The 24,093-nt window shown below is 67.2% G+C and carries 23 protein-coding genes and 1 pseudogene; 17 read left to right on the top strand and 7 right to left on the bottom strand.

Annotation, left to right across the window (positions count from 1 at the left end):
- Window positions 1–103 precede the first annotated feature (103 nt).
- Window positions 104–2,134 carry a M3 family metallopeptidase gene (locus ACX9OW_RS12515; RefSeq protein WP_459062336.1) on the top strand — a complete coding sequence of 677 codons (2,031 nt, stop codon included), beginning with the start codon at window positions 104–106 and terminating at the stop codon, window positions 2,132–2,134.
- A 57-nt stretch (window positions 2,135–2,191) separates the two neighbouring features.
- Here ACX9OW_RS12515 and ACX9OW_RS12510 read toward each other — a convergent pair whose 3' ends face one another.
- Window positions 2,192–2,995 carry an SDR family oxidoreductase gene (locus ACX9OW_RS12510; protein WP_277381097.1) on the bottom strand — a complete coding sequence of 268 codons (804 nt, stop codon included), beginning with the start codon at window positions 2,993–2,995 and terminating at the stop codon, window positions 2,192–2,194.
- On the bottom strand, window positions 2,992–3,558 hold the full coding sequence (locus ACX9OW_RS12505; RefSeq protein WP_164150708.1) for a DUF1415 domain-containing protein: 567 nt from the start codon (window positions 3,556–3,558) through the stop codon (window positions 2,992–2,994). The genes ACX9OW_RS12510 and ACX9OW_RS12505 overlap by 4 nt, the downstream gene beginning before the upstream one ends.
- A 193-nt stretch (window positions 3,559–3,751) precedes the next feature.
- On the opposite strand from ACX9OW_RS12505, the gene ACX9OW_RS12500 reads away from it, so the two are divergent.
- The 3 genes from ACX9OW_RS12500 (at window position 3,752) to ACX9OW_RS12490 (ending at window position 7,577) form a co-directional block, all read left to right on the top strand.
- The gene (locus tag ACX9OW_RS12500) at window positions 3,752–5,218 is read left to right on the top strand and encodes a benzaldehyde dehydrogenase (RefSeq protein ID WP_459062335.1); all 1,467 of its coding nucleotides are present in this window, start codon (window positions 3,752–3,754) and stop codon (window positions 5,216–5,218) included.
- A 17-nt stretch (window positions 5,219–5,235) separates the two neighbouring features.
- A complete protein-coding gene (locus ACX9OW_RS12495) occupies window positions 5,236–6,363 on the top strand; it encodes an NAD(P)-dependent alcohol dehydrogenase (protein ID WP_053519821.1) in 1,128 nt (375 codons plus the stop codon).
- 116 nt (window positions 6,364–6,479) lie between these two features.
- Window positions 6,480–7,577, top strand: coding sequence for a helix-turn-helix domain-containing protein (locus ACX9OW_RS12490; RefSeq protein WP_459062334.1), 1,098 nt, complete (start codon window positions 6,480–6,482; stop codon window positions 7,575–7,577).
- A gap of 35 nt (window positions 7,578–7,612) precedes the next feature.
- On the opposite strand, the gene ACX9OW_RS12485 is transcribed toward ACX9OW_RS12490, so the two are convergent.
- Window positions 7,613–8,095 (bottom strand): YajQ family cyclic di-GMP-binding protein, encoded by a 483-nt coding sequence (locus ACX9OW_RS12485; RefSeq protein WP_053519819.1) that lies wholly within the window; start codon window positions 8,093–8,095, stop codon window positions 7,613–7,615.
- 119 nt (window positions 8,096–8,214) lie between these two features.
- Between ACX9OW_RS12485 and ACX9OW_RS12480 the strand changes: the two genes are divergently transcribed.
- The 3 genes from ACX9OW_RS12480 to ACX9OW_RS12470 all read left to right on the top strand — a co-directional run bounded on the left by ACX9OW_RS12480 (window position 8,215) and on the right by ACX9OW_RS12470 (window position 11,014).
- On the top strand, window positions 8,215–9,111 hold the full coding sequence (locus ACX9OW_RS12480; protein ID WP_065175182.1) for a DMT family transporter: 897 nt from the start codon (window positions 8,215–8,217) through the stop codon (window positions 9,109–9,111).
- A 209-nt stretch (window positions 9,112–9,320) separates the two neighbouring features.
- The gene (locus ACX9OW_RS12475; RefSeq protein ID WP_065181774.1) at window positions 9,321–10,328 is read left to right on the top strand and encodes a methionine ABC transporter ATP-binding protein; all 1,008 of its coding nucleotides are present in this window, start codon (window positions 9,321–9,323) and stop codon (window positions 10,326–10,328) included.
- On the top strand, window positions 10,325–11,014 hold the full coding sequence (locus ACX9OW_RS12470; RefSeq protein ID WP_053519816.1) for a methionine ABC transporter permease: 690 nt from the start codon (window positions 10,325–10,327) through the stop codon (window positions 11,012–11,014). The genes ACX9OW_RS12475 and ACX9OW_RS12470 overlap by 4 nt, the downstream gene beginning before the upstream one ends.
- Before the next feature lie 84 nt (window positions 11,015–11,098).
- Here ACX9OW_RS12470 and ACX9OW_RS12465 read toward each other — a convergent pair whose 3' ends face one another.
- The gene (locus ACX9OW_RS12465; protein WP_053519815.1) at window positions 11,099–11,701 is read right to left on the bottom strand and encodes a lipocalin family protein; all 603 of its coding nucleotides are present in this window, start codon (window positions 11,699–11,701) and stop codon (window positions 11,099–11,101) included.
- Between the two features lie 128 nt (window positions 11,702–11,829).
- On the opposite strand from ACX9OW_RS12465, the gene ACX9OW_RS12460 reads away from it, so the two are divergent.
- Together ACX9OW_RS12460 and ACX9OW_RS12455 are read left to right on the top strand one after the other, a co-directional pair.
- Window positions 11,830–12,150: a hypothetical protein gene (locus ACX9OW_RS12460; RefSeq protein WP_053519814.1), complete on the top strand. Its 321-nt coding sequence runs from the start codon at window positions 11,830–11,832 to the stop codon at window positions 12,148–12,150.
- Window positions 12,151–12,219: 69 nt separating this feature from the next.
- Window positions 12,220–14,316, top strand: a complete 2,097-nt coding sequence (locus ACX9OW_RS12455; RefSeq protein WP_459062333.1) for a prolyl oligopeptidase family serine peptidase — start codon at window positions 12,220–12,222, stop codon at window positions 14,314–14,316.
- A gap of 74 nt (window positions 14,317–14,390) precedes the next feature.
- On the opposite strand, the gene ACX9OW_RS12450 is transcribed toward ACX9OW_RS12455, so the two are convergent.
- Window positions 14,391–15,575, bottom strand: coding sequence for a pyridoxal phosphate-dependent aminotransferase (locus tag ACX9OW_RS12450; RefSeq protein WP_459062332.1), 1,185 nt, complete (start codon window positions 15,573–15,575; stop codon window positions 14,391–14,393).
- Window positions 15,576–15,721: 146 nt separating this feature from the next.
- Window positions 15,722–15,787, bottom strand: a pseudogene (locus tag ACX9OW_RS12445) (hypothetical protein); the annotation flags it as partial.
- Between ACX9OW_RS12445 and ACX9OW_RS12440 the strand changes: the two are divergent.
- From ACX9OW_RS12440 to hslU, 8 genes are all read left to right on the top strand, one after another.
- A complete protein-coding gene (locus tag ACX9OW_RS12440; protein ID WP_428992939.1) occupies window positions 15,765–17,840 on the top strand; it encodes a S9 family peptidase in 2,076 nt (691 codons plus the stop codon). The pseudogene ACX9OW_RS12445 and the gene ACX9OW_RS12440 sit on opposite strands and share 23 nt — an antisense overlap.
- A gap of 54 nt (window positions 17,841–17,894) precedes the next feature.
- A complete protein-coding gene (locus ACX9OW_RS12435; protein WP_053520181.1) occupies window positions 17,895–18,317 on the top strand; it encodes a YbaN family protein in 423 nt (140 codons plus the stop codon).
- A gap of 84 nt (window positions 18,318–18,401) precedes the next feature.
- Window positions 18,402–18,647: an LPS translocon maturation chaperone LptM gene (lptM, locus tag ACX9OW_RS12430; RefSeq protein WP_053520180.1), complete on the top strand. Its 246-nt coding sequence runs from the start codon at window positions 18,402–18,404 to the stop codon at window positions 18,645–18,647.
- Window positions 18,640–19,491, top strand: a complete 852-nt coding sequence (gene dapF, locus ACX9OW_RS12425; protein WP_065175178.1) for a diaminopimelate epimerase — start codon at window positions 18,640–18,642, stop codon at window positions 19,489–19,491. Before lptM ends, dapF begins: the two co-directional genes overlap by 8 nt.
- On the top strand, window positions 19,488–20,162 hold the full coding sequence (locus tag ACX9OW_RS12420; protein WP_065175177.1) for a DUF484 family protein: 675 nt from the start codon (window positions 19,488–19,490) through the stop codon (window positions 20,160–20,162). Before dapF ends, ACX9OW_RS12420 begins: the two co-directional genes overlap by 4 nt.
- Before the next feature lie 16 nt (window positions 20,163–20,178).
- Window positions 20,179–21,051, top strand: coding sequence for a tyrosine recombinase XerC (gene xerC / locus ACX9OW_RS12415; RefSeq protein WP_193396463.1), 873 nt, complete (start codon window positions 20,179–20,181; stop codon window positions 21,049–21,051).
- 153 nt (window positions 21,052–21,204) lie between these two features.
- Window positions 21,205–21,756 (top strand): ATP-dependent protease subunit HslV, encoded by a 552-nt coding sequence (gene hslV / locus ACX9OW_RS12410; RefSeq protein WP_053520176.1) that lies wholly within the window; start codon window positions 21,205–21,207, stop codon window positions 21,754–21,756.
- An 88-nt stretch (window positions 21,757–21,844) separates the two neighbouring features.
- Complete coding sequence (gene hslU / locus ACX9OW_RS12405) at window positions 21,845–23,218, top strand: ATP-dependent protease ATPase subunit HslU (protein WP_053520175.1); 1,374 nt, start codon at window positions 21,845–21,847, stop codon at window positions 23,216–23,218.
- Window positions 23,219–23,274: 56 nt separating this feature from the next.
- Here the strand turns inward: hslU and ACX9OW_RS12400 are convergent, their stop codons facing one another.
- The gene (locus tag ACX9OW_RS12400) at window positions 23,275–23,934 is read right to left on the bottom strand and encodes a TetR family transcriptional regulator (protein WP_065175175.1); all 660 of its coding nucleotides are present in this window, start codon (window positions 23,932–23,934) and stop codon (window positions 23,275–23,277) included.
- Between the last annotated feature and the right edge of the window lie 159 nt (window positions 23,935–24,093).

Genomic DNA, 24,093 nt, shown 5'->3' with positions numbered 1-24,093 from the left:
AAGGCCGACGTGAATGATCGGCAGGCACCCCTTGTCTGCGGCCCCGGCCAGCGCCATATCCACTGGGCTGCCCGCCCCTCGGGCCCGTAACTGGAGATCTGCCGTGACCGCTGCCAACCCCCTGCTCGATTTCTCCGGCCTGCCGCGCTTCGAGGCGATCCGCCCCGAGCACGTGGCGCCGGCGCTGGACGTGCTGCTGGCCGAGGCCGAGGCCGCCGTCAACGCAGCCGAGCAGGTGCAGCCGGTCCGCTGGGACACCTTCGTGGTCCCGCTGGACGATGCCACCGAGCGGCTGTGGCGCGCCTGGGGCCTGGTCGGCCACCTGCAGGGCGTGGTCAATACGCCGGAACTGCGCGAGGCCTACAACAGCAACCTGCCGCGGGTGACCCGCTTCGCCAGTGCGCTGGGCCAGAACCTGGCGCTGTACCGCCAGTACCAGGCACTGGCCACCGGCCCGGAGGCGGGGACCTTCGATGAGGCCAGGCGCAAGGTGCTGGACAATACGCTGCGCGACTTCCGCCTGGGGGGCGCGGAGCTGGCGCCGGACGCCCAGCAGCGGTTCGCCGCGATCAAGGAAGAACTGTCGGCGCTGTCCGCGAAGTTCTCGCAGAATGTGCTGGACGCCACCGATGCGTGGTCGTTGATCGTGGAAGACGAAGCACGCCTGGCCGGCGTGCCGGACGACGTGAAGGCTGCCGCGCGTGCGGCAGCGGCGAACGATGGCAGGGACGGTTGGAAGTTGACGCTGCAGATGCCGTGTTATCTGCCGGTACAGACCTGGGCCGAAGATCGTGACCTGCGCGAGATCCTGTACCGGGCCAGCGCGCAGCGCGCTTCCGAATTCGGCGATGACGCGTTGGACAACAGCGGCAACATCGACCGCATCCTGGCCCTGCGGGCTGAACTGGCCGCACTGCTCGGCTTTGATTCCTACGCCGACTACTCGGTGGCCACCAAGATGGCGCAGGACCCGGCCGAAGTGCTGGGCTTCCTGCGTGACCTGGCGTCGCGCGCCAAGCCGTTCGCGGCCAGGGACCGTGCCGAACTGGAGCAGTTCGCGCGTGACCACCTGGGCATCGACAGCCTGCAGGCCTGGGACCTGGCGTTCGCGGCCGACCGCCTGAAGCAGGCGCGCTACAGCTATTCCGAGCAGGAGGTGAAACAGTACTTCACCGAGCCGAAGGTGCTGGGTGGATTGTTCTCGGTGATCGAGCAGCTGTATGGCCTGCGCGTGCAGGAGGACAGCGCGCCGGTCTGGCACGAGGACGTACGCTTCTTCCGCCTGGTCGATGCGCAGGACGCGCTGGTAGGCCAGTTCTATCTGGATCTGTACGCCCGTGAGGGCAAGCGCGGCGGTGCGTGGATGGACGATTGCCGCAACCGGCGCGAGCGTGCCGATGGCAGCGTGCAGACGCCGCTGGTGTACCTGGTGTGCAACTTCGGTCGCGGCGCCAACGGCAGGCCGGCTACGTTCAGCCACAATGAAGTGACCACGCTGTTCCATGAAATGGGCCATGGCCTGCACCAGCTGCTGACCCGGATTGGTGAGCTGGGCGTGGCCGGCATCAATGGCGTGGAATGGGATGCGGTGGAGCTCCCCAGCCAGTTCATGGAGAACTTCTGCTGGGAATGGGACCACCTGCAGCGCATGACTGCGCACGTGGAGACGGGTGAACCGCTGCCACGTGCGCTGTATGAGCGCATGCTGGCCGCGCGCAATTTCCACAGCGGCATGGCGACTGTCCGCCAGCTGGAGTTCGGTCTGTTCGACATGCTGCTGCACAGCCAGTTCGAGCCCACGCAGGACAGTGTGCTGGCACTGCTGGAGCGCGTGCGCGGCGAAGTGGCGGTGAATCATCCGCCAGCCTGGAACCGCTTCCCGCATCAGTTCAGCCACATCTTCGCCGGTGGCTATGCGGCCGGCTACTACAGTTACAAATGGGCCGAGGTGCTCAGTGCCGATGCCTATGCGGCGTTCGAGGAAGCACCGCAGGCATTGGCCGCGACCGGTGCACGTTTCCGCGACGAGATCCTCTCGCGCGGGGGCAGCCGTCCAGCGGCCGAGAACTTCAAGGCCTTCCGTGGCCGTGCGCCGCAGATCGATGCGCTGCTGCGCCATTCGGGCATGGCCTGATCCCACGTCGGCTGTGAGGGGTGCCCCCCATGGCGGGCACCCCTCGACGGGCATCGGTCACTCGGCGTAGATCATCCTGCGGGTCATGCCGCCGTCGACGATGAAATCCTGGCCGGTGGTGAATCCGGACAGCGGCGACAACAGGTACACCGCCAGCGCGCCGATGTCTTCCGGGCGGCCGACGCGGCCGACCGGATGCTGTGCGTGGTCGATGGCCGAATACTCGGGCGCATGGCGCCGGGAGGGCGCCTGCCACTCGCTGGTGCCGATCCAGCCCGGACTGATGCTGTTCACCCGTACCGCCGGTCCGGCGCTGATTGCCAGCGCGTGGGTGAATGCCACCAGTCCGCCCTTGGCCGCGGCATAGGCTTCGCTATGGGCTTCGGACTGCCGGGCGCGGGTCGAGGCGATGTTGATGATGGCGCCGGCGCCACCGGATGACAGTGCCGGCAGGGCATGCCGGCTGCACAGGAAAGCGCCATGCAGCGATGACAGGCGGCGCTGCCATTCGTCCCACGCCATGTCCTGCAGCGGAGTACCGTGCGCACCGGCGATGCCGGCATTGTTGACCAGGCCATCGATGCCGCCAAACCGCTGCACCGCCGTGGCGATGAACGCGCGCACGCTGGCTTCGTCGGTGATGTCCAGGGGCTGGAACGCCGCATCGTCATCGCGATGCCATTCGGCCAGGCAGGCGTGGCCGGCTTCCGTATCCAGATCACCGATCAGCACGCGGCCGCCGGCACCGAGCACGGCCTGGGCGATGCCGCGGCCGATGCCATTGGCGCCACCGGTGACCAGCACCACCTTGCCCGCCAGCGGCGCGGCAGGCCAGGCAGCGATCGGCGGAACCGCGCTCATGACAGGTCTTCGCCACGCAGGCGGCGATGCCAGCCGTCCACGCCGATGCGGTCCAGCGTCTGGATGTTGCGCTCGACGATCACGTCCGGATCGGGGAAGGCGTCCACCGCGCGTGCCACGCTGTCCTCGCGCAGCAGGTGCAGCGTGGGATAGGGCGCGCGGTTGGTGTAATTGCTGGCGTCGTTGGCGGCCACGCCTTCGAACTGGTAGTCCGGATGGAAGCTGGCCACCTGCAGGATGCCCTGCAGATCGAGCGCCTCGATCGCCGCGTCGGCGTTGTCGAGGAAGTCGTTGTAGTCCAGGAAATCCGTCAGCACCTGCGGGTGCACGATCAGGGTGGTGTCGATCTGCTCGGCCGGCGTGTCCCGCAGCAGCACCAGTTCCTCGGCCAGCTGTTCGACCAGTGCTTCGGGGGTGGTGGCATCACTGAGCACGAAGCGGACCTGGTCCTTCACATATACGGCCTTGGCGAACGGACACAGGTTCAGGCCGATGACGATGCGCTCCAGCCACAGGCGGGTGGCGGCGATCGGGTCGTCGGTGGGCAGGGCGGTATCGGTCATGGCGGGCACATCGGCGGGCGAGGTCGCCATTGTAGGCAGTGTGCCGCCGCTGCGCTGTTCACTGTCCAGGAACTGGACAGTCGCCATGCTGCAAATCCCCGCCGATTCAAGCCTTTGCAGGCCACCGGCAGATGGCCGATTGCCTGCTGCGGGCGGTAGGCGTGGAATGGACGCACGACACAGGAGGACACCCATGACTGCATCTTCTCCGTGGCTGCCGGACGCCCTTTGGGCCGGCGCCCTCTTCGACGGCCGGTGGCAGGCGGCCGCGCAACGGCAGCCGGTGATCGAGCCGGCCACCGGTAACACGCTCGGCCAGATCGGCCTGGCCGACCCGGCGCAGGTGGCGCGCTCGGCGGCGGCCGCTGCGCAGGCGCAGCAGGCGTGGGCGGCGGCTCCGTACGAACAGCGCGCTGAAGTGCTGCGCAAAGCGGCACGCCTGGCCGAAGAACACATCGACACCCTGGTCGAATGGCTGGTACGCGAAAGCGGCTCCACCCGCCTGAAGGCAGGTTTTGAGGCCAAGGTGACCATCAAGGCACTGCACGAGGCTGCGGCGCTGCCGTCGCGCAGCACCGGCGAGATTCTGCCTTCCGAGCCGGGCCGGCTGAATCTGGCGCGGCGCCGACCGCTGGGTGTGGTGGGGGTCATCTCGCCTTTCAACTTCCCGCTGTATCTGGCCATGCGCGCGGTGGCGCCGGCCATCGCGCTGGGCAACGCGGTGGTACTCAAACCTGACCCGCGCACAGCGGTGTGCGGCGGGGCGGTGATCGCACGCCTGTTCGAGCAGGCCGGCCTGCCGGCAGGCGTTCTGCACATGCTGCCCGGTGATGGCGCGGCCGGCGCTGCGCTGACCAGCGATCCGCACGTGGCGATGATCCAGTTCACCGGCTCCACCGCCGCCGGGCGCAAGGTCGGAGAGGCGGCGGGCAAGCATCTGAAGAAGGTCTCGTTGGAGCTGGGCGGCAAGAACTCGTTGATCATCCTCGATGATGCCGACCTCGACCTGGCGGTGGCCAACACCGCGTGGGGGGTCTACCTGCATCAGGGCCAGATCTGCATGGCGACCGGCCGCGTGCTGGTGCAGCGGAAGATCCACTCCGCTTTCCTGCAGAAGCTGGTGGCCAAGGCCAATTCATTGAAGGTGGGCGATCCGGCGCGCGAAGACGTGGCGATCGGTCCGCTGATCAATGCCGGCCAGCGCGACCACGCCACGCGCGTGGTCGAGCAGGCAGTGCAGGCCGGTGCCTCGCTGGAGGCCGGAGGTACCTATCGCGATCTGTTCTTCGCGCCGACCGTGCTTGGCAACGTCGCTGCTGACAATCCGGCGTTCAACGAAGAAATCTTCGCGCCGGTGGCGGTGGTGGTGCCGTTCGACGATGACGACGATGCCGTGGGCCTGGCCAACGACAGCGAGTACGGCCTGTCGATGGCCATCGTTTCCAGCAATGTCGGCCGCGCACTGAAGCTCGGTGAGCGCCTGCGCACCGGACTGCTGCACATAAACGATCAGACCGTGAACGACGAGGTGATCAATCCCTTTGGCGGTGTCGGAGCATCCGGCAATGGCACCAGTATCGGCGGCCCCGCCAACTGGGAGGAGTTCACGCAGTGGCAGTGGTTGACCGTCAAGGGCGAGGCGCCCGCTTACCCGATCTGATCGAAGGAGCCATCACGATGAACGACAATACGGCAACACGCGAGATCACCGCCGCAGTGGTCCGCGGCAAGGAACAACCCTTCGTCATCGAGCAGGCCCGGCTGCGCGGCCCGCAGGAGGATGAGGTCCTGGTGAAGGTGGTAGCCACCGGCCTGTGCCACACCGACCTGATCGTGCGCGATCAGTACTACCCGGTGCCGTTGCCCGCGGTGCTGGGTCACGAAGGCGCCGGCGTCGTGGAGGCGGTCGGCCCCAACGTAAAGGAACTGAAAGCAGGGGATCACGTGGTGCTGACCTATGGCGCCTGCGGCCACTGCAATCCGTGCCGGGGCGGTCATGGCGCCTACTGCAGGGATTTCTTCGCGCTGAACTTCGGGGGCGATGATGGCCACGGCCATACCGCCATCACCGATGCGCAGGGTCAGCCGTTGCACGACCATTTCTTCGCGCAATCTTCGTTTGCCACCTATGCGCTGGCGCGCGAGATCAATGCGATCAAAGTGCCCGACGATGCGCCTCTGGAACTGCTGGGCCCGCTGGGCTGCGGCATCCAGACCGGTGCCGGCGCGGTACTCAATTCGCTGAAGGTACGCTCGGGCAGCAGTTTTGCCAGCTACGGTGCCGGCGCAGTCGGTCTGAGTGCGGTGATGGCGGCCAAGGTGGCCGGTGCCACGACCATCATCGCCATCGATGTGGTGCCGTCGCGCCTGGCACTCGCGCTGGAGCTGGGCGCCACCCACGTGGTCAACAGCCGCGAGACCGATGTGGTCGAGGCCGTGCGCGCCATCACCGGCGGTGGCGCCGATTTCGCGCTGGAATCGACCGGTCGCCCGGAGGTGCTCTCTGCCGGTATCGAGGCCTTGGGGGGCTTGGGCATGATGGGCGTGGTCGGTGCACCAAAGCTGGGCACGACCGCCAGTTTCGACGTGAACAACCTGCTGCTGGGTGGCCGCAGCATCCGTGGCATCGTGGAAGGCGACAGTGTGCCGCAGGTGTTCATTCCGCAGCTGGTCACGCTGTTCCAGCAGGGCCGCTTCCCGTTCGACAGGCTGGTGAAGTTCTACCCGCTGGAGCAGATCAACCAGGCGGCCGAGGACAGCACCCGGGGCATCACCCTGAAGCCGATCCTGCGCATCGCGGCGTGATCTGAAGGCAGGGCTGCAGGGCTTCGCCCTGCACCTGCCGGATGGGCGGCAACCGCAGGCCAATACCTCATCGGAGCGTAACGTGGCGTTGCCGCTGGCGGGTGTACGCTGCGCCAATGATCGCAACCTCCGTCGGGCAACAGCAGCTGGTAGCGGCACGCGCGGCCTTTGCCGAGGGCGACGCGCGTTCATTGAGCGTGTTGCCGCAGCCGTTGCAGCAGTCGTGGATTCGCTCGCGCGCGGCTGGCCTGCAGCCCGGGCAGGAACCGGTCTACCTGCCGCTGCAGAGCGATGGCCGGCATCTGCCACAGCGCGACGACCGTCGCCTGGCACGCTGCGTGCAACCGGAGCTGGAACAGCTGTGGGCCGCTTTCGGCGGACGTGGCTGGACGATGTTCTGCGCCAACCGCGAGGGCATGGTGATCGCGCAGCAGGCGCATGGCCTGGAAGACTCGCCCCTGCTGCGGCCGATCCAGGTCGGGCGGCGGCTGGGCGAAAGCGAGATCGGCACCACCGCGCCGGCGGTCAGCCTGGCCGACGACCTGCCAGCGCTGGTGCGCGGCAATGAACATTACCTGCAGCGTTTCGCTCCGGTGTTCTGCCTCAGTGAACCCCTGCACGATCTCGACGGGCGGGTATGCGGAGTGATCGATATCACCGGGCTGGGTGAGCGCGATCCTTCGCTGCTGCAGGGCTATTTCCGGCAGGCCGCACTGGCCAGCGAGAATCGCCTGTTCCACACGCTTGCCGATGTGCACCTGCTGGCGCTGCAGCATGATCCGCGCTGGCTGGCGTCACCCTTGCAGGGGCTGCTGGCGGTGCAGGAGGATGGCCAGCTGCGCGCCGCCAACCGTGTGGCCCGGCGTCTGTTGGGCCTGCCGCGGCGCGGGCCACTGCCGTTGCTGGATATTGCAGCGGTGTTTGCCGGCGCCAGTGCCGCACAGCGGCGGCGCCTGCTGCAGCCGGGGGCGCCGCATCGGGTCCGGTTGGGCGAGGGCAGTGCGGTCTACCTGCAGCATCTGCAGGCGCCGCGCAATGTCGCTGGCAACAGCGTGCGACGGTCTTCACCGGCGACGATGGCGGCGCCGGCGCTGCGCGATCAGCAGCGTGAAGCGGCGCGCCGGGCGGCGCAGGCGGCGGACGGCAATCTCAGTCTGGCCGCACGCCAGCTGGGCATCTCGCGCACCACGCTGTACAAGCTGCTGCGTGATTGATCGAGCGCGGTGCCGGGCCACGCCCGGCGGAGCAGTCAGTCGCGGAAATTGTTGAACTGCAGCGGCAGCTCGAACTTGCCGGCCTTCAGTACTGCGATCGCGTCCTGCAGATCGTCGCGCTTCTTGCCCTGCACGCGCAGCTTGTCGCCATTGATCTGGCTCTCCACCTTCAGCTTGGCGTCCTTCAGTGCGGCGGCGATCTTCTTGGCCACCTTCTGCTCGATGCCCTGCTTGACGGTGATCTTCTGCCGCGCCTGCGCCAGATTGGTCTCGATGTCGCCGAACTCCAGGCTCAGCACGTCGATGCCGCGCGCTGCCAGACGCGCACGCAGGATGTCGTTCATCTGCTTGAGCTGGAACTCGGTCGGCGCGAACTGGTTGATGACATCGCCATCACGCTCGAACTTGGCGTCCACGCCCTTGAAATCGAAGCGGGTGCTCAGTTCGCGGTTGGCCTGGTCGATGGCGTTGGTCAGCTCGTGGGTGTCGACTTCGGAGACGACGTCGAAGGAAGGCATGGGCGATGCTCCGCAGAATTCAGTGCGGACATTCTATCGCGCCGGCCAGCCTGCCCGCTTTCCGTGGCGCTGGGCATCGCTGCAACGGCATCCCGCCGCCGGCTCGGCGATAATGGGCCATGAACGTGCAACGCTCCCCCTCGCGCGCGGTGGCCTGGATGGTCGCCGCGGTCGCCTGCTTCTCCCTGATGGACGCCGGCATGAAGCAGCTGGCGGCCAGCTATCCCACCCTGCAGGTGACCTTCCTGCGCGGCGCGGCGTCGTTGCCGTTCGTGCTGGTCTGGGTGCTGGTCAGCGCGGGCCCGCGTTCGCTGGTGCCACGTCGCTGGGGCCTGCATCTGCTGCGTGGCGCGCTGGGCATGGCGATGATCGGCTGCTTCGTGTTCGCGTTGCGCGATCTGCCACTGTCCACCGCCTACACCATCTACTTCGTCGCGCCGCTGCTGATCGCGGCCCTGTCGGTGCCGCTGCTGGGCGAACGGGTCGGACCGCGTCGCTGGGTGGCCATCGGCATCGGCCTGGTCGGCGTGCTGGTGGTGCTGCGGCCCGGCGTGGATGGCTTCATCTCGGTGCCGGGCCTGATGGTGCTGGCCGCGGCCACCGCCTACGCCGTTGCGGCGATCACGGTCAGCCTGCTGACCCGTACCGACACCTCGCAGTCGATGGTGGTCTGGTTCCTGGTCATCATGGCGATCGGCGCGGGCCTGCTGGCGATTCCCGGCTGGAGGCCGCTGCTGCTGGCGCACGCGCCGCTGATCGCAGGCATGGGGCTGGCCGGTGCGCTGGGTCAGATCGCCCTGACCAAGGCCTTCCAGCTGGGCGAGGCATCCATGATCGCGCCCCTGGAGTACAGCGGCCTGGTCTGGGTGATCGGATGGGATCTGGCTTTCTGGGGGCAGTTGCCGGACGGCTACACCTGGGTGGGGGCGGCAATCATCGTGGCGTCGGGCCTGTACCTGCTGCACCGCGAGCGGGTGAACCGCCAGCAGCCGCCGAAGCCGCTGGATCATCCTTGAACCGGTTTGGCCGGGGAGCGGGGTCGGAGCCCCTGCGGGGATCCGACCCCGGGGTCAGATCCCCACAGGGGCTCTGACCCCGGAATCCGCGCCGGAGCAGGCGTCTTAGAACCAAAAGGAATAACATTCTGGCCCATGGCGCGGGCGCGCGACCGCCGGCGCTGGTAGGCTGCACGCCCCCTTCTGTCGCCTGCCGGTGAGCCGCTCCCGTGATCGAGTTCCAGCGCCTGCACAAATCCTATGCCGTTGCCGGCCGCGCGGTCAGCGCGCTGCAACCGCTGGACCTGACCATCGAGGCCGGCGAGGTCTTCGGTATCATCGGTCATTCCGGTGCCGGCAAATCGACGCTGATCCGCATGATCAACCGTCTGGAAGAGCCTTCCGGTGGCCGATTGCTGATCGGAGGCGAGGACATCACCGCGCTGGATGCCGACGGCCTGCGCTCGCTGCGCCGGCGAATCGGCATGATCTTCCAGCACTTCAACCTGCTGTCCTCGCGCACGGTGGCGGGCAACGTCGCCTTCCCGCTGGAGCTGGCCGGTACACCGAAGGCGGAGATCGACAGCCGGGTGGCCGAGCTGCTGCAGACCGTCGGCCTGCAGGCACACGCACAGAAGTACCCGGCCCAGCTGTCCGGAGGCCAGAAGCAGCGCGTGGGCATCGCCCGTGCCTTGGCCACCCGCCCGCAGATCCTGCTGTGCGACGAGGCCACCAGTGCTCTCGACCCGCAGACCACCGCGTCGGTGCTGGCGCTGCTGTCGAAGATCAACCGCGAGCTGGGCCTGACCATCGTGCTGATCACCCACGAGATGGATGTGATCCGCCGCGTCTGCGACCGGGTGGCGGTGCTCGATGCCGGCCAGCTGGTGGAGACCGGTCCGGTCACCCAGGTGTTCCTGCATCCGCAGCATCCCACCACCCGCCGTTTCGTCAGCGAATCGGAGCATGTGGACGAAGGAACGCTGCACCGTGATTTCGACGCCGTGAGTGGGCGCATCGTGCGCTTGACCTTCCTCGGTGGCGATACCTACGAACCCCTGCTGGGCAGCATCGCGCGCCAGACCGGGGTCGATTACAACATCCTGTCCGGGCGTATCGACCGGATCAAGGACACACCGTATGGCCAACTGGTCGTGGCCCTGGTCGGTGGCGATCACGCCGCCGCGCAGGCCGCGTTCGTGGCCGCTGGCGTGCATGTCGAGGAACTGCGTCGATGATCATTGCTGCTGCGGACGGATTCTTCCGCCACCTGGATGCCGGCAAGTGGGCCGATATCGGCCAGGCCACCATCGACACTCTGCTGATGCTGGCCGGTTCGCTGCCCTTGACCCTGGCCATCGGGCTGCCGCTGGGCGTGCTGCTGTACCTGTTCGGTGCGCCGCAGATGAAGCGTCGTCCGTTCGCCTATGGCGTGCTGGCGCTGGTGGTCAACCTGCTGCGCTCGGTGCCCTTCATCATCCTGATGATCGTGCTGATTCCGGTGACGCTGTTCATGATGGGGACGTCGCTGGGTGTTCGCGGTGCGATCGTGCCCTTGGTGATCGGCGCCGCACCGTTCTATGCGCGGCTTGTGGAAACCGCGCTGCGCGAAGTGGACCGTGGGGTGATCGAGGCGACCCAGGCGATGGGCGCAACCACCTGGCAGCTGGTCACCCGTGTGCTGCTGCCGGAAGCGCGGCCGGGCCTGATCGCAGGTGCCACGGTCACGACCGTTGCGCTGATCGGCTTCACCGCCATGGGCGGTGCGATCGGCTCGGGCGGCCTGGGCGATCTGGCGTTCCGTGATGGCTACCAGCGTTCGCACACCGACGTCGCCCTGGTGACCGTGGTGCTGCTGCTGGTGCTGGTGCAGCTGCTGCAGATGCTCGGCGACCGTCTGGTCGCACATTACACCCGCAGGTAACCGGCACGTCCGCCGGGCATGGCCCGGCGCTACCCCGCCACGCGGACGTTCCAGTAGCGCCGGGCCATGCCCGGCGGCGTCGTCTCACCGCGCGTTGGGCACTTCATAGCCCAGTTTGCCGACCTGGTCCGGGCGCTGCGGCACCCGCTTGAGCTTGTCGGTATTCACTCCGTACTCGTCGCGCAGGCGCTCGGCCAGCTCCTTGTACAGCGTCTTGTCCATGTCAGGCCGACGGGCAAAGATCCACGCCATCTCGCGGCCCGGATAGCCGATCAGTGCCCAGGAGTAATCCGGCGCCACTTCCAGAACGCGCGAATGGGTCGGCACCACGCGGTAGAACCAGGTCCGCCAGCCATGGTTGCCGCTGTCCGGGTCGACGCTGGCACGGGCGCGGATCTCCTGTTGCGGTTCGCTGAAGCCGTTGCGGTAGCGGTAGGTGATGGCAACCTTGTGATCGTCGCGCAGCGCGTACTCGTTGACGCTGGCAACGTGACCGCGCTCGACGAAGTTCGGCACGCGGCCGATCACGTACCAGGTGCCCATGAAACGTTGCAGGTCGATCGGCGCGTTCGGATCGGGGGCGCGGGGCGCCGCGGCACGCGGCGACGGCGGATCGCTGGCAGCCAGCGCCGGGCCCGCCAGGGACAGGGCCAGCAGCACGGCGCAGAGCGGGCGGATCGAAGTCATGCGGGAGCGGGCTCCAGTGGGCTTGCACGCGCATGGTCGACTGTGTGCACGCGGTCCGTCAATGGTGTCGCAGCGTATGAGAAGGCCCTTGCCCAAGCTGTGTTGCATTGTCCACCGGAGAAACCCGCATGAGCGCACGCCTCACACGCCGCCCCTCGACTGAACGCGTCAGCGAACGCGCCGATCCGCGCCTGCTGCGGGGTGTACAGCACCTGGCACTGGCCGGCGTCGCACTGGTCCTGGTGTGGCCGGCCGCCCGTGGCAGCAGTGCCTGGCTGGGTTGGCTGCCCCTGTGGCTGATCGGCATGCCGCTGGTGGCCTGGTGGGCGTTGCTGCGCTGCCCATTGCCGTCGCTGCGGCGGCGGTCGTCGCGTCGTACCGGTGGACAGGCGCGCCGCCGGAGGGCAGCCGGCGCGCGCGGCCGGCGCGGCGCGACGGCGGCCGCCTGACCTTCGACACGGGGGGCGGTGTCCGGATCCGTGCTAGCGTTCCACGGCTTATGACTGCCTGGAGCTGCAATGTCACGACTCGCTTCCGCCTGCCTGCTGGCTGGCATGATGACCGCTGCCTCGGTGGGGACCGCCGTGGCTGCTGAAGATACCGACCGTTATGCCTGGCTGGAGGACGTCACCGGCGACAAGCCGCTGTCCTGGGTCAAGGAGCAGAACGCCAAGGCCGAGGCGCGCCTGGCGCAGACTCCGGCCTTCAGGCAGATGGAGGCCAGCATCCGTGAGGTGCTCGATTCGGATGCCAAGATTCCCGGCGTGCAGAAGATCGGCGACTACTACTACAACTTCTGGAAGGACAAGCAGCACGAACGTGGCCTGTGGCGGCGCACCACCCTGGCCGAGTACCGCAAGGCCTCGCCGCAGTGGGAAACCGTGCTTGACCTGGACGCACTGAACAAGGCCGAGGGCGAGAACTGGGTCTGGCACGGCGCCGACTGCCTGCGCCCGGACTACAGCCGCTGCCTGATCGCGCTGTCACGCGGCGGCGCGGATGCCGATGTCACCCGCGAGTTCGATCTGTCGACGAAGCGCTGGATCGAGGATGGCTTCTTCCGTCCCGAGTCGAAGGGCGGCCTGAACTGGATCGATCGCGATACCGTGTTCGTCTACACCGATTTCGGTGCCGGCACCATGACCACCTCCGGCTACCCGCGCGTGGCCAAGCTGTGGAAGCGTGGGACGCCGATGTCGTCGGCCAGCGTGGTGTACGAAGGCAAGCCGGAGGACATGTACATCGCGGCGATGCACGATGACACCCCGGGCTTCGAGCGCAACCTGGTCAGCCGCACGCTGGCGTTCTACAACAATGAGGTCTACCTGCGCGGCGACGATGGCACGCTGACCAAGATCGATGCGCCGAACTCCGCCGAGAAGGGCCTGCACAAGCAGTGGCTGACCCTGGAGCTGCGCGACGCCTGGACCGTGGGCGGCAGGACCTACGCGTCCGGCTCGCTGCTGGCGACCCGGCTCGATGACTTCCTGGCCGGCAAGCGTGACTTCGAGGTCCTGTTCACCCCGACCGCGACCACCTCGCTGGCCGGTGCGACCTGGACCAAGAACCACCTGGTCCTGAACGTGCTGGACGATGTGAAGAATCGCCTGTCCGTGCTGACCCCGGGCGCCAATGGCTGGCAGAAGAGCGCGTTTGTCGGCGCGCCGGCATTCGGCACTCTGGCCGTGGGCGCAGTGGACAGCGACGACAGCGATGCGGTCTGGCTGACCGCCACCGACTATCTGACGCCGACCACCCTGGCGTTGGCCGAGATCGGCAAGGCACCGGAAACGCTGAAGACCATGCCGGCCTTCTTCAATGCCGAGGGCAAGGTGATCGAGCAGCACTTCGCCACCAGCAAGGATGGCACCCGTGTGCCGTACTTCGTGGTGCATGCCAAGGACATGAAGCTGGACGGCTCCAATCCGACCCTGCTGTACGGCTACGGCGGTTTCGAGATTTCGCTGACACCCGGCTATTCCGGTGGCATGGGCCGCGCCTGGCTGGAGAGGGGCGGTGTGTACGTGGTCGCCAACATCCGTGGTGGCGGTGAGTACGGCCCACGCTGGCACCAGGCGGCGCTGAAGCAGAATCGTCACAAGGCCTACGAGGACATGGCCGCGGTGGCACAGGATCTGGTCAAGCGCAGGATCACCAGTGCCAGGCACCTGGGCGTGCAGGGCGGCAGCAACGGCGGCCTGCTGACCGGCAACATGCTGACGCAGTACCCGGAGCTGTTCGGTGCGGTGGTGGTGCAGGTTCCGCTGCTGGACATGAAGCGCTACAGCCACCTGCTGGCCGGCGCGTCGTGGATGGCCGAGTACGGCAACCCCGATACCAGCGACTGGGAGTTCATCAAGACCTTCTCGCCGTACCACCTGTTCGACGCGAAGAAGAACTACCCGCCGGTGCTGTTCACCACCTCCACCCGCGATGACCGCGTGCACCCGGCCCATGCCCGCAAGATGGCGGCGAAGATGATCGACGCTGGCAAGGATGTGACCTACTACGAGAACATCGAAGGTGGTCATGGCGGCGCAGCCAACAACGCGCAGGCCGCGCACATGGCGGCCCTGGCCTACAGCTTCCTGTGGGAGCGCCTGGGCGGTAAATGACGAAATGAAAAACGCCGCCCCCGGGCGGCGTTTTTCATGGGCGGCGCTGCGCGCTCGCCGGGCATGGGCCGGCGCTACCGGAAATGTTGCAGCCCGCGCGCGATGCGCTCCACCGCTTCCTGCAGCCGCGGGATTTCCTGGGTATAGGCCAGGCGCACATGCTGGTTGGCGCGGTGGAAGCCGAAATCCAGGCCCGGGGTGAAGGCCACATGCTCGGTTTCGAGGAAGTGCGCGCAGAACGCCTGGGCATCATCGGTGAACGCACTGACATCGGCATACAGATAAAACGCGCCCTGCGGCTCCACCTCGATGCGGAAGCCCAGCTCGCGCAGCGCCGGCAGCAGGAAATCGCGACGCCGGCCGAAGGCCTCCCGTCGCTGTTCGAAGATCGCCATCGATTCATCGGTGAAACAGGCCAGGGCTGCATGCTGGGCGATGCTCGACGCACTGATGTACAGGTTCTGCGCCAGCTTCTCCAGTTCGGGCACCGCTGCGGGCGGCGCCACCAGCCAGCCCAGGCGCCAGCCGGTCATGCCGAAGTACTTCGAGAAACTGTTCAGCACGAACGCGCTGTCATCGACCTGCAATACGCTGGCCGCGTCCACGCCGTAGGTCAGGCCGTGATAGATCTCGTCCACCACCAGGTGCCCGCCGCGTGCGTGCAGTGCGCGTGACAGCGCCGCAAGTTCATCGGCCGACAGCACCGTGCCGGTGGGGTTGGCCGGCGAGGCGACGAGTGCGCCGACGCTGTCCGTGTTCCAGTGCTGTTGCACCAGCGAGGGTGTGAGCTGGTAGGCGGTCTGTGGACCGACCGGGACCAGCTGTGCGGCACCTTCCACCAGGCGCAGGAAATGCCGGTTGCAGGGATAGCCGGGATCGGCCAGCAGCCAGTGCCGGCCCGGGTCGACCAGCAGGCTGCTGGCCAGCAGCAGCGCGCCGGAGCCGCCAGGAGTGACCAGGATGCGTTCCGGATCCACATCCAGCCGGTAACGGCTGCGATAGAAACCGCTGATCGCCTGGCGCAGCGCAGGCAGGCCGCGTGCGGCGGTGTAGCGCGTGTGCCCGGCGGCCAGGGCCGCCTGGCCGGCACGCACCACCGGCGCGGCCGTGGTGAAGTCCGGTTCGCCGATCTCCAGGTGGATGACATCGTGGCCGGCCTGTTCCAGCGCCTGCGCGCGGGCCAGCAGGGACATCACGTGGAACGGAGCGATTTCATGGCTGCGCCGGCTGTAGACCGGCGGGTGGGGCAGGGTACTCATGCGCCCATGGTACGCCGACCGCTGCCAGCGGACCCGCACCGTGACGACCTGCAGGGTTGTGGTGCCGACGGGATTGGGGTCAGATCGCTGTTCGGGGAAAGGGAACCGATCCCGTCGAAGACCATTGCATTGAAGCGCCTGGAGCCTTATCTCATGAAGTCCACCCTCTGCCTGTTGCTCGCCAGCCTGATGACCAGCACCGCTACCGCCGCCCCCCTGCCTGTTCCGCCGGACGCCGCCCGGCATCCGCACGAGGTCAAGGCCCCGTTCGGCGCGACCCGCAACGACGACTATTACTGGCTGCGTGACGACAAGCGCGCGAACAAGGACATGCTGGCCTACCTGCAGGCCGAGAACGCCTATGCCGACCAGGTGCTGGCGCCATTGAAGCCGCTGGAAGACGCGCTGTACAAGGAAATCGTCGGCCGCATCAAGCAGGATGATTCCAGCGTGCCGGCGCGCGAGCGCGGCTACTGGTACTACAGCCGCTTCGAGACCGGGCAGGACTACCCGATCCACGCACGCCGCAAGGGCAGCATGGATGCCGCCGAAGAAGTGCTGCTGGACGTCAACGCAATGGCCGCCGGCAAGGGCTACTTCAATGTCGGCTCGATGGAAGTCAGCCAGGACAACCAGCTGCTGGCCTGGGCCGACGATGACGTGGGCCGTCGCCAGTACACGATCCGCTTCAAGGACCTGCGGACCGGGCAGGTGCTGCCCGACGTGATCACCGGCAGTTCCGGCGACCTGGTCTGGGCCGACGACAACCGCACCGTGCTGTACGTCGAGAACGATCCGGAAACGCTGCTGACCGTGCGCGTGAAGAAGCACGTGCTGGGCACCCCGGCCAGCGCCGACACCGTCGTCTACGAAGAGAAGGACGACAGCTTCTACATGGGCATCGGCCGCACCCGCGACGACCGCTTCATCACCATCGGCGTGCACAGTACCGTGTCGTCGGAAGAGCGCTACGCGCCGGCCAGCGACCCGACCACGTTCACCGTGCTGGCGCCACGCCAGCGCGACGTCGAGTACGACGCCGACCACTACGATGGCCGCTGGGTGATACGTACCAACGACAGTGCAAAGAACTTCAAACTGGTCACCGCACCGACCGATGCCACCTCGCGCGCGCAGTGGAAGGACTGGATCGCGCATGACGATGCGGTGTTCATCGAAGGCTTCGAGCTGTTTGATGGCTTCACCGCCATTGCCGAGCGCTCCGAAGGCCTGGAGCGCATCCGCCTGCTGTTCAAGGATGGCCGCAGCGACTACGTGAAGGCCGATGAGCCGGCGTACTCGATGGGCCTGGGCGACAACACCGAGGCCGATACGCCATGGCTGCGCTACGTCTACACCTCGATGACCACCCCGACCACCGTGTTCGAGCTGAACACCGCCACCGGCGAGCGCCGCCAGCTGAAGGTGCAGCCGGTGATCGGCTATGACGCATCGAAGTACGAAACCGAACGCGTCTGGATCACTGCGCGCGATGGCGTGAAGGTGCCGGTGTCGCTGGTCTACCGCAAGGGCTACCAGAAGGACGGCAAGGGCGCGCTGTTCCAGTACGCCTACGGCAGCTACGGCATGTCGATGGACCCGTACTTCAACCAGACGGCAGTGAGCCTGCTCGATCGCGGCGTGGTGTATGCCATCGCCCACATCCGCGGTGGCCAGGAGATGGGCCGCGACTGGTACGAGAACGGCAAGCTGCTGCACAAGCAGAACACCTTCAACGACTTCATCGACGTTACCCGTGGACTGGTGGCGCAGGGCTGGGCGGCGAAGGATCGCGTGGCCGCGTCCGGTGGCAGTGCCGGTGGCCTGCTGATGGGGGCGGTGGCCAACCAGGCGCCGCAGGACTACCGGGTGATGGTGGCGCAGGTGCCGTTCGTGGACGTGGTCACCACCATGCTGGATCCGACCATCCCGCTGACCACCAACGAGTACGACGAGTGGGGCAACCCGGAGCAGAAGCAGTACTACGACTACATGCTCTCCTACTCGCCCTACGACAATGTCAGGAAGCAGGATTATCCGGCGCTGTTCGTCGGTACCGGCCTGTGGGATTCGCAGGTGCAGTACTGGGAACCGGCCAAGTGGGTGGCCAGGCTGCGCGACGACAACACTGGCCATTACCCGATCCTGTTCCGCACCAACATGGAGGCCGGCCATGGCGGCAAGTCGGGTCGCTTCCAGCGTTACCGCGAGCTGTCCGAATCGTATGCCTTCGTGCTGCAGCAGCTGGGTATCGCAGCACCGTGATTGCGGCGGGGTGCCGGGCGTTGCCGGGCACCCCGAACCGTTATCCTTGCGAGCATGAGCCTGCCTGAACCGCCTGCCGCCCAGGACGCAGCCCCGACCCGCCGGCCGGTGCGTTTCCGCTGGGCATGGTGGCTGCTCGCCTATGTCAGTCTCGGCACCGGCATCGTCGGCATCTTCGTGCCGGGGCTGCCGACAACCGTATTCATCCTGATCTCGGCATGGGCCGCCTCGCGCGGCTCCGAGCGGCTGCATGCCTGGCTGCTGCAGCATCCGCGCTTCGGGCCGGCCATCAGCAACTGGCAGGCGCATGGCGCGGTCAGCCGCTACGGCAAATGGATGGCCACGATCACCATGGCGGTCTGCGCCGGGATCATGCTGTGGTGCGTGCCGATCGCCTGGGTGAAGTGGTTCTCCATCGGCAGCATGACCGTGGTGGCGATCTGGCTGTGGACGCGGCCGCTGCCGCCGCAGGACTGACCCTTCCGCCGGGCATGGCCCGGCGCTGCCATGGGGGCCGTACCCTCCACCAACCGCTCAGCCGGCAGTGGCTATACTCGGGGCATGAAGATTCCCCATCGAAACGCCATCCTGATTCCGCTGGCAGCGGCCTCGCTGCTGTTCCTGTCCGCCTGCGGCAACAAGGGCCCGCTGGTGCTGCCGCAGAAGCCGGTGCCGGTGGAAGAGACCGTCGAGCCGGCCACCGATGCCGACGGCGAAGCCACCCCGCCTGCCACCCAGGACACGGGTGACGGCAGTCCGTCGGTGACCCCGGACCCGGTGAAGAAGGTGGACGACGGGAATGAGTAAGACCGGTTCCACCGCGCTGCGTTTCAGCAAGATGCACGGCGCGGGTAACGATTTCGTAGTGATCGACCTGCGCGACGGCACCGCGCCGCCCACGCCACAGCTGGCCGCGCGCCTGGCCGACCGCCACACCGGCGTGGGCTGCGACCAGATCCTGACCATCGAGGCCCCGCGCGTCGAAGGCTCGGTCGCCTCGTACCGGATCTGGAACGCCGATGGCTCCAATTCCGAGCAGTGCGGCAACGGCGCGCGCTGCATCGCGGCCTGGCTGGTGCGCGAGGGCAGTGCCCAGGGCGATGCATTCGTCATCGACAGCCCACTGGCCAGCCATGCGGTGCAGGTGCTGGGCCAGGGCCAGTATGCGGTGACCATGGGCGTACCCGCATTCGAACCTGCCAGCGTGCCGCTGGTCGGCTTTGCCCACCCGCGCGAGGAGTATCTGCTGCCGCTGCAGGGCGAGAGCGTGCGGTTTGCTGCGGTGTCGATGGGCAATCCGCATGCCGTGATCGAGGTGGGCCTGATCGATGCGGCGCCGGTCGAGCGCGTCGGCGCGCTGCTGCAGCAGCATGCCTCGTTCCCGAAGTCGGTGAACGTGGGTTTCACCCAGGTCATCGCGCCGGACCATGCGCGGTTGCGCGTGTTCGAGCGGGGCGTCGGCGAGACCCTCGCCTGCGGCAGCGGCGCCTGTGCAGCCGCAGTCACCCTCATGCAGCGCGGTCGCCTGCAGCGCGATGCACGCATCAGCCTGCCCGGCGGCGAACTGCGCATCCAGTGGCCGGGCGAGGGGCAGCCCGTGGTGATGGCCGGCCCCACCGCATTCGTCTTCGAAGGGGAGTGGATCGCATGACTGAGACCGTCGACAAGCTCGGGGCCCATGAAGTCGCTGCCTGGTTGCGGCGCCATCCGGCCTTCCTCAAGCAGTTCCCGGACCTGGCGCTGACCCTGGTGGTGCCGCGCGATGACGGCCCGACCGCATCGCTGGCCAGCTACCAGCTGGAGCTGCTGCGGGAAAAGAACCGCGAGCTGGCGCGACGGTTGGCCGATCTGGGCGCGACCGCCCAGGTCAACGAACGGCTGGCGGTGCGCACCCACCAGCTGACGCTGGCACTGATGAAGCAGGGCAGTGCCGCCGATACCCTGCGTGCGATGGCCGCCTCGCTGCAGGAGGATTTTGCGGGTGATCTGGTGCGGCTGGTCGTGCACGTGCCGGTGGCCGGGCTGGAACAGGCCGAATGGCTGCAGGTCATCGCGGCCGACGATCCACGCCTGGGCCCCTTCCGTGATTGCCTGAAGGACGGTGAGCCGATCTGCGGCCGCCTGCAGCCGGAAAAGAACGCGGTGCTGTATGGCGCGCGCAGTGAGGAGGTGCAGACCACCGCCCTGCTGCCGCTGCCGGGTGTCGGCCTGATCGCGGTCGGCAGCCATGACCCGAACCGCTTCTACCCGGGCATGGGCACGCTGTTCCTGCGCATGATGGGCGAGGCCCTGGCCACCGGCCTCAAGCGCTTCCAGGACTGAGCGGAGCGCGGCGGCGATGAGCGCGGTCATGGCGTTCCTGCAGCACCTGCAGGTGGAACGGCGGATGTCGGCGCATACGCTGGACGCCTACCGTCGCGACCTGGATGCGCTGGCGGCATGGGCCGAGCCGCGGGGCGTGCCGGTGGAGGCGCTGGATGCTGACGCCGTGCGACAGTTCGTCGCCGATGAACATCGCCGGGGCCTGTCGGCCAAGAGCCTGCAGCGGCGGCTGTCTGCCTGCCGCAGCTTTTATGCGTGGCTGCTCAGGCATGGCCGCATCGAGGTCAGTCCAGCGGCCACCCTGAAGGCACCGCGAGCGCCGCGCAGGCTGCCGCAGGTGCTCGACGCCGATGAAGCCGTGCAACTGGTCGAACTGGAACCGGAAGGCGAGCTGGGGCGACGCGACCGCGCGCTGCTGGAGCTGTTCTATTCCTCCGGCCTGCGCCTGAGCGAGGTCTGCGCATTGACCTGGCGTGACCTGGATTTTGCCAGCGGACTGGTCAACGTGATGGGCAAAGGCAACCGCCAGCGTCGGGTACCGTTCGGCAGGCCGGCGCGCGAGGCACTGCTTGCGTGGCGCAGCGAAAGCGGCGGCGCCCCGGCCACCCCGGTGTTTCCGGGCCGCAACGGGCCGATCAGCCAGCGCGCGGTGCAGATCCGCATCCGCCAGCTGGCGCAGCGGCAAGGGCTGTTCAAGCACGTGCATCCGCACATGCTGCGGCACAGCTTCGCCAGCCACATCCTCGAGTCGTCCGGCGACCTGCGCGGCGTGCAGGAACTGCTGGGGCACGCCGACATCGCCACCACGCAGATCTACACCCATCTGGATTTCCAGCACCTGGCCAAGGTCTACGACGCTGCGCATCCGCGCGCCAAGCGCCGCCGGTAGCGCCAATCCACGCCCGGCGGGAGTGGTAGCGCCGGGCCGTGCCCGGCGGATACGGCGGCCGCTGGCGCCCGAGCCCTGAACGGCAGCCATCCGCGCAGGCTTGATCGGCCCCGGCGCTGTCCCCATGTCCCGGGAACAGCTATCGGAGGCCGCATGGACCCCAGTCAGAACCCCAACGTTTTCCACGCCACCACCATCGTCTGCGTGCGTCGCGGCGAGCATGTGGCCATTGCCGGCGACGGCCAGGTCACGCTCGGCCACACCGTGATGAAGGGCAATGCGCGCAAGGTGCGCCGGCTGGGTCGCGATGGCCAGGTGCTGGCCGGTTTCGCCGGCGCGGCCGCCGATGCCTTCACCCTGTTCGAGCTGTTCGAGGCCAAGCTGGAAAAGCACGGCCAGCTGCAGCGTGCCGCCGTCGAGCTGGCCAAGGACTGGCGCACCGAGCGTCGCCTGGGCAAGCTGGAAGCACTGTTGGCCGTGGCCGACAAGGAAACCTCGCTGATCATCAGCGGTACCGGCGACGTGATCGAGCCGGAAGACGGCATCATCGCCATCGGTTCCGGCGGTTCCTACGCGCTGTCGGCGGCCCGCGCGCTGATGGCGCACACGGCGCTGGATGCGCGCACCATCGCCAGTGAAGCGATCAACATCGCGGGCGACATCTGCATCTACACCAACCGCAACGTGGTGGTCGAGGAGCTGTGACGCTCCCTGATCCGCCGGGCATGGCCCGGCGCTACCGGCCGGGCCGTCTGGTTCCGGTGTCATCGACAACGCATTCGTGAGCCCATCCATGTCGAAGATCGAAGTTTCCTCCGCCACCATGACGCCGCGCGAGATCGTGCAGGAGCTGGACCGGCACATCGTTGGCCAGCATGACGCCAAGCGCGCCGTGGCCATCGCCCTGCGCAACCGCTGGCGCCGCATGCAGCTGCCGGCCGAGCTGCGCAACGAGGTCATGCCGAAGAACATCCTGATGATCGGCCCGACCGGCGTCGGCAAGACCGAGATCGCGCGTCGCCTGGCCACGCTGGCCAATGCGCCGTTCGTGAAGGTCGAAGCGACCCGTTTCACCGAGGTCGGCTACGTCGGCAAGGACGTCGAACAGATCATCCGCGATCTGGCCGATACCGCGGTCAAGCTGTACCGCGAGCAGGCCAAGGTGCGCGTGCGCACCCAGGCCGAAGAACGTGCCGAAGACCGCATTCTCGATGCGCTGCTGCCACGCCGCAGCGGCGGCATCGGTTTCGACCCGGAAGTGGCGCGCAACGAGCCGTCGGCACAGGACAACGAAACCCGCATCAAGTTCCGCAAGATGCTGCGCAATGGTGAGCTGGACGAGCGCGAGATTGAACTGGATCTGGCCGCCAACGTCAGCATGGACATCATGACGCCGCCGGGCATGGAGGAGATGGGCCAGCAGCTGAAGTCCATGTTCGCCAATCTCGGCGGTGGTGCCAAGGCGCACAAGCGCACCTTGACCATCAAGGCGGCACGCCCGCTGCTGCTGGAGGAAGAAGCCGGCAAGCTGGTCAACGAGGACGATATCCGCACTGCGGCGATCGAAGCCTGCGAGCAGCATGGCATCGTCTTCATCGACGAGATCGACAAGGTTGCCAAGCGCGGTGACAACGTGGGTGGTGGCGACGTCTCGCGTGAAGGCGTGCAGCGCGATCTGCTGCCGCTGGTGGAAGGCTCGAACGTGTCGACCAAGTACGGCACGATCAAGACCGACCATATCCTGTTCATCGCTTCCGGTGCTTTCCACCTGGCCAAGCCGAGCGATCTGATTCCGGAGCTGCAGGGTCGTTTCCCGATCCGCGTGGAACTGGGCGCGCTGAGCAAGGGTGATTTCGTGCGCATCCTGACCGAGCCGAAGGCGGCGCTGACCAAGCAGTACGAAGCGCTGCTGGCCACCGAAGGCGTCAAGGTCAGCTTCACTGCCGACGCCATCGACCGCCTGGCCGAGATCGCCTTCCAGGTGAACGAGCGCCAGGAGAACATCGGTGCCCGCCGCCTGCATACGGTACTGGAGCGCCTGCTGGATTCGCTCAGCTACGAAGCGCCTGACCGCGATGGCGAGACCCTGGCCATCGACAGCGCTTACGTCGATGCGCATCTGGGTGAACTGGTGCAGGATCCCGACCTGAGCCGCTACATCCTGTAACGCAGAAGGCCGCCGAAAGGCGGCCTTCTTGTTTGAGCGATCCGACCCCTGTGCGCTCAGGCCTCCGGCAACGGCGCAGGTACGGTGCCCGGCTCGAACACGCCTTCCTTCACGTAGGCGGCCAGGGTCATGTCCAGCGCGAGCATGCCGTCGCGCTGGAGATCCATCAGATCCGGCTCGACCATCGCGCCGTGCAGCACCCCCAGCACGGTCGCGTGCAGCATGCGCGCGGCGATCTTCGGGTCGGCGCCTTCGCGCAGCTGGCCCAGCGCCTGCGCGCGTCGCAGCGCACGCTCCATCCGGTCCAGCGCGTCGCGGAAACCGGCCTGCTGGAGTTCGGTCAGCACCTTGGTATCGGCCGAAGCATCGCTGCGCAGCATGATCTCCATGGTCTTGCGCAGGCGCTCGTCTTCGGACAGCTCGATGAAGGAATGGATCATCACCGCGCGCAGATCATGCACCGGCGTATCGCGCTGCTCGGTGGAGGTGCGCTCCAGTTCCTGCATGAAAGGCAGGTGCACCCGTTCGATGATCGCGGCCAGCACCTCGCCCTTGTTCTTGAAGTGCCAGTACACGGCGCCGCGGGTATAGCCGGCGCGGGCACCGATCATCTCCAGCGTGGTACGGGCCACGCCATGTTCATGGAAGCAGGCTTCGGCGGCGTCAAGGATGCCTTCCCGGGTTGCCTGGGTGTCCTCTTTGGTCTTGCGGGCCATGGGTACGAGTACGGGTGAAACGTGGCTGAATTGTACCTGTTTACAAACAAACAAGCATGTATGTATATTTCACCTCCATCGTTCCCGTCGTGTACGTGGCTGTCCTGTTCCGGCACCCATGCCTGCCCGGGTGGGCGTTGTACGTGAGGCCTCAACCCT

This window comes from Stenotrophomonas genospecies 5 (genome assembly GCF_054473825.1).
The sequence above is the reverse complement of the archived record's forward strand: the minus strand, read 5'-3'. Positions and strand labels throughout refer to the sequence as shown.

Coding starts and splice junctions, on each gene's coding strand:
- ACX9OW_RS12490 (WP_459062334.1), top strand. CDS start 6,480: ATGATCGCAACCTCCGTCGGGCAACAGCAGCTGGTAGCGGCACGCGCG.
- lptM (WP_053520180.1), top strand. CDS start 18,402: ATGAAGATTCCCCATCGAAACGCCATCCTGATTCCGCTGGCAGCGGCC.
- ACX9OW_RS12495 (WP_053519821.1), top strand. CDS start 5,236: ATGAACGACAATACGGCAACACGCGAGATCACCGCCGCAGTGGTCCGC.
- hslU (WP_053520175.1), top strand. CDS start 21,845: ATGTCGAAGATCGAAGTTTCCTCCGCCACCATGACGCCGCGCGAGATC.
- ACX9OW_RS12505 (WP_164150708.1), bottom strand. CDS start 3,558: ATGACCGATACCGCCCTGCCCACCGACGACCCGATCGCCGCCACCCGC.
- ACX9OW_RS12435 (WP_053520181.1), top strand. CDS start 17,895: ATGAGCCTGCCTGAACCGCCTGCCGCCCAGGACGCAGCCCCGACCCGC.
- ACX9OW_RS12450 (WP_459062332.1), bottom strand. CDS start 15,575: ATGAGTACCCTGCCCCACCCGCCGGTCTACAGCCGGCGCAGCCATGAA.
- hslV (WP_053520176.1), top strand. CDS start 21,205: ATGGACCCCAGTCAGAACCCCAACGTTTTCCACGCCACCACCATCGTC.
- ACX9OW_RS12485 (WP_053519819.1), bottom strand. CDS start 8,095: ATGCCTTCCTTCGACGTCGTCTCCGAAGTCGACACCCACGAGCTGACC.
- ACX9OW_RS12440 (WP_428992939.1), top strand. CDS start 15,765: ATGACCAGCACCGCTACCGCCGCCCCCCTGCCTGTTCCGCCGGACGCC.
- ACX9OW_RS12470 (WP_053519816.1), top strand. CDS start 10,325: ATGATCATTGCTGCTGCGGACGGATTCTTCCGCCACCTGGATGCCGGC.
- ACX9OW_RS12460 (WP_053519814.1), top strand. CDS start 11,830: ATGAGCGCACGCCTCACACGCCGCCCCTCGACTGAACGCGTCAGCGAA.
- ACX9OW_RS12480 (WP_065175182.1), top strand. CDS start 8,215: ATGAACGTGCAACGCTCCCCCTCGCGCGCGGTGGCCTGGATGGTCGCC.
- ACX9OW_RS12500 (WP_459062335.1), top strand. CDS start 3,752: ATGACTGCATCTTCTCCGTGGCTGCCGGACGCCCTTTGGGCCGGCGCC.
- xerC (WP_193396463.1), top strand. CDS start 20,179: ATGAGCGCGGTCATGGCGTTCCTGCAGCACCTGCAGGTGGAACGGCGG.
- dapF (WP_065175178.1), top strand. CDS start 18,640: ATGAGTAAGACCGGTTCCACCGCGCTGCGTTTCAGCAAGATGCACGGC.
- ACX9OW_RS12465 (WP_053519815.1), bottom strand. CDS start 11,701: ATGACTTCGATCCGCCCGCTCTGCGCCGTGCTGCTGGCCCTGTCCCTG.
- ACX9OW_RS12400 (WP_065175175.1), bottom strand. CDS start 23,934: ATGGCCCGCAAGACCAAAGAGGACACCCAGGCAACCCGGGAAGGCATC.
- ACX9OW_RS12420 (WP_065175177.1), top strand. CDS start 19,488: ATGACTGAGACCGTCGACAAGCTCGGGGCCCATGAAGTCGCTGCCTGG.
- ACX9OW_RS12510 (WP_277381097.1), bottom strand. CDS start 2,995: ATGAGCGCGGTTCCGCCGATCGCTGCCTGGCCTGCCGCGCCGCTGGCG.
- ACX9OW_RS12455 (WP_459062333.1), top strand. CDS start 12,220: ATGTCACGACTCGCTTCCGCCTGCCTGCTGGCTGGCATGATGACCGCT.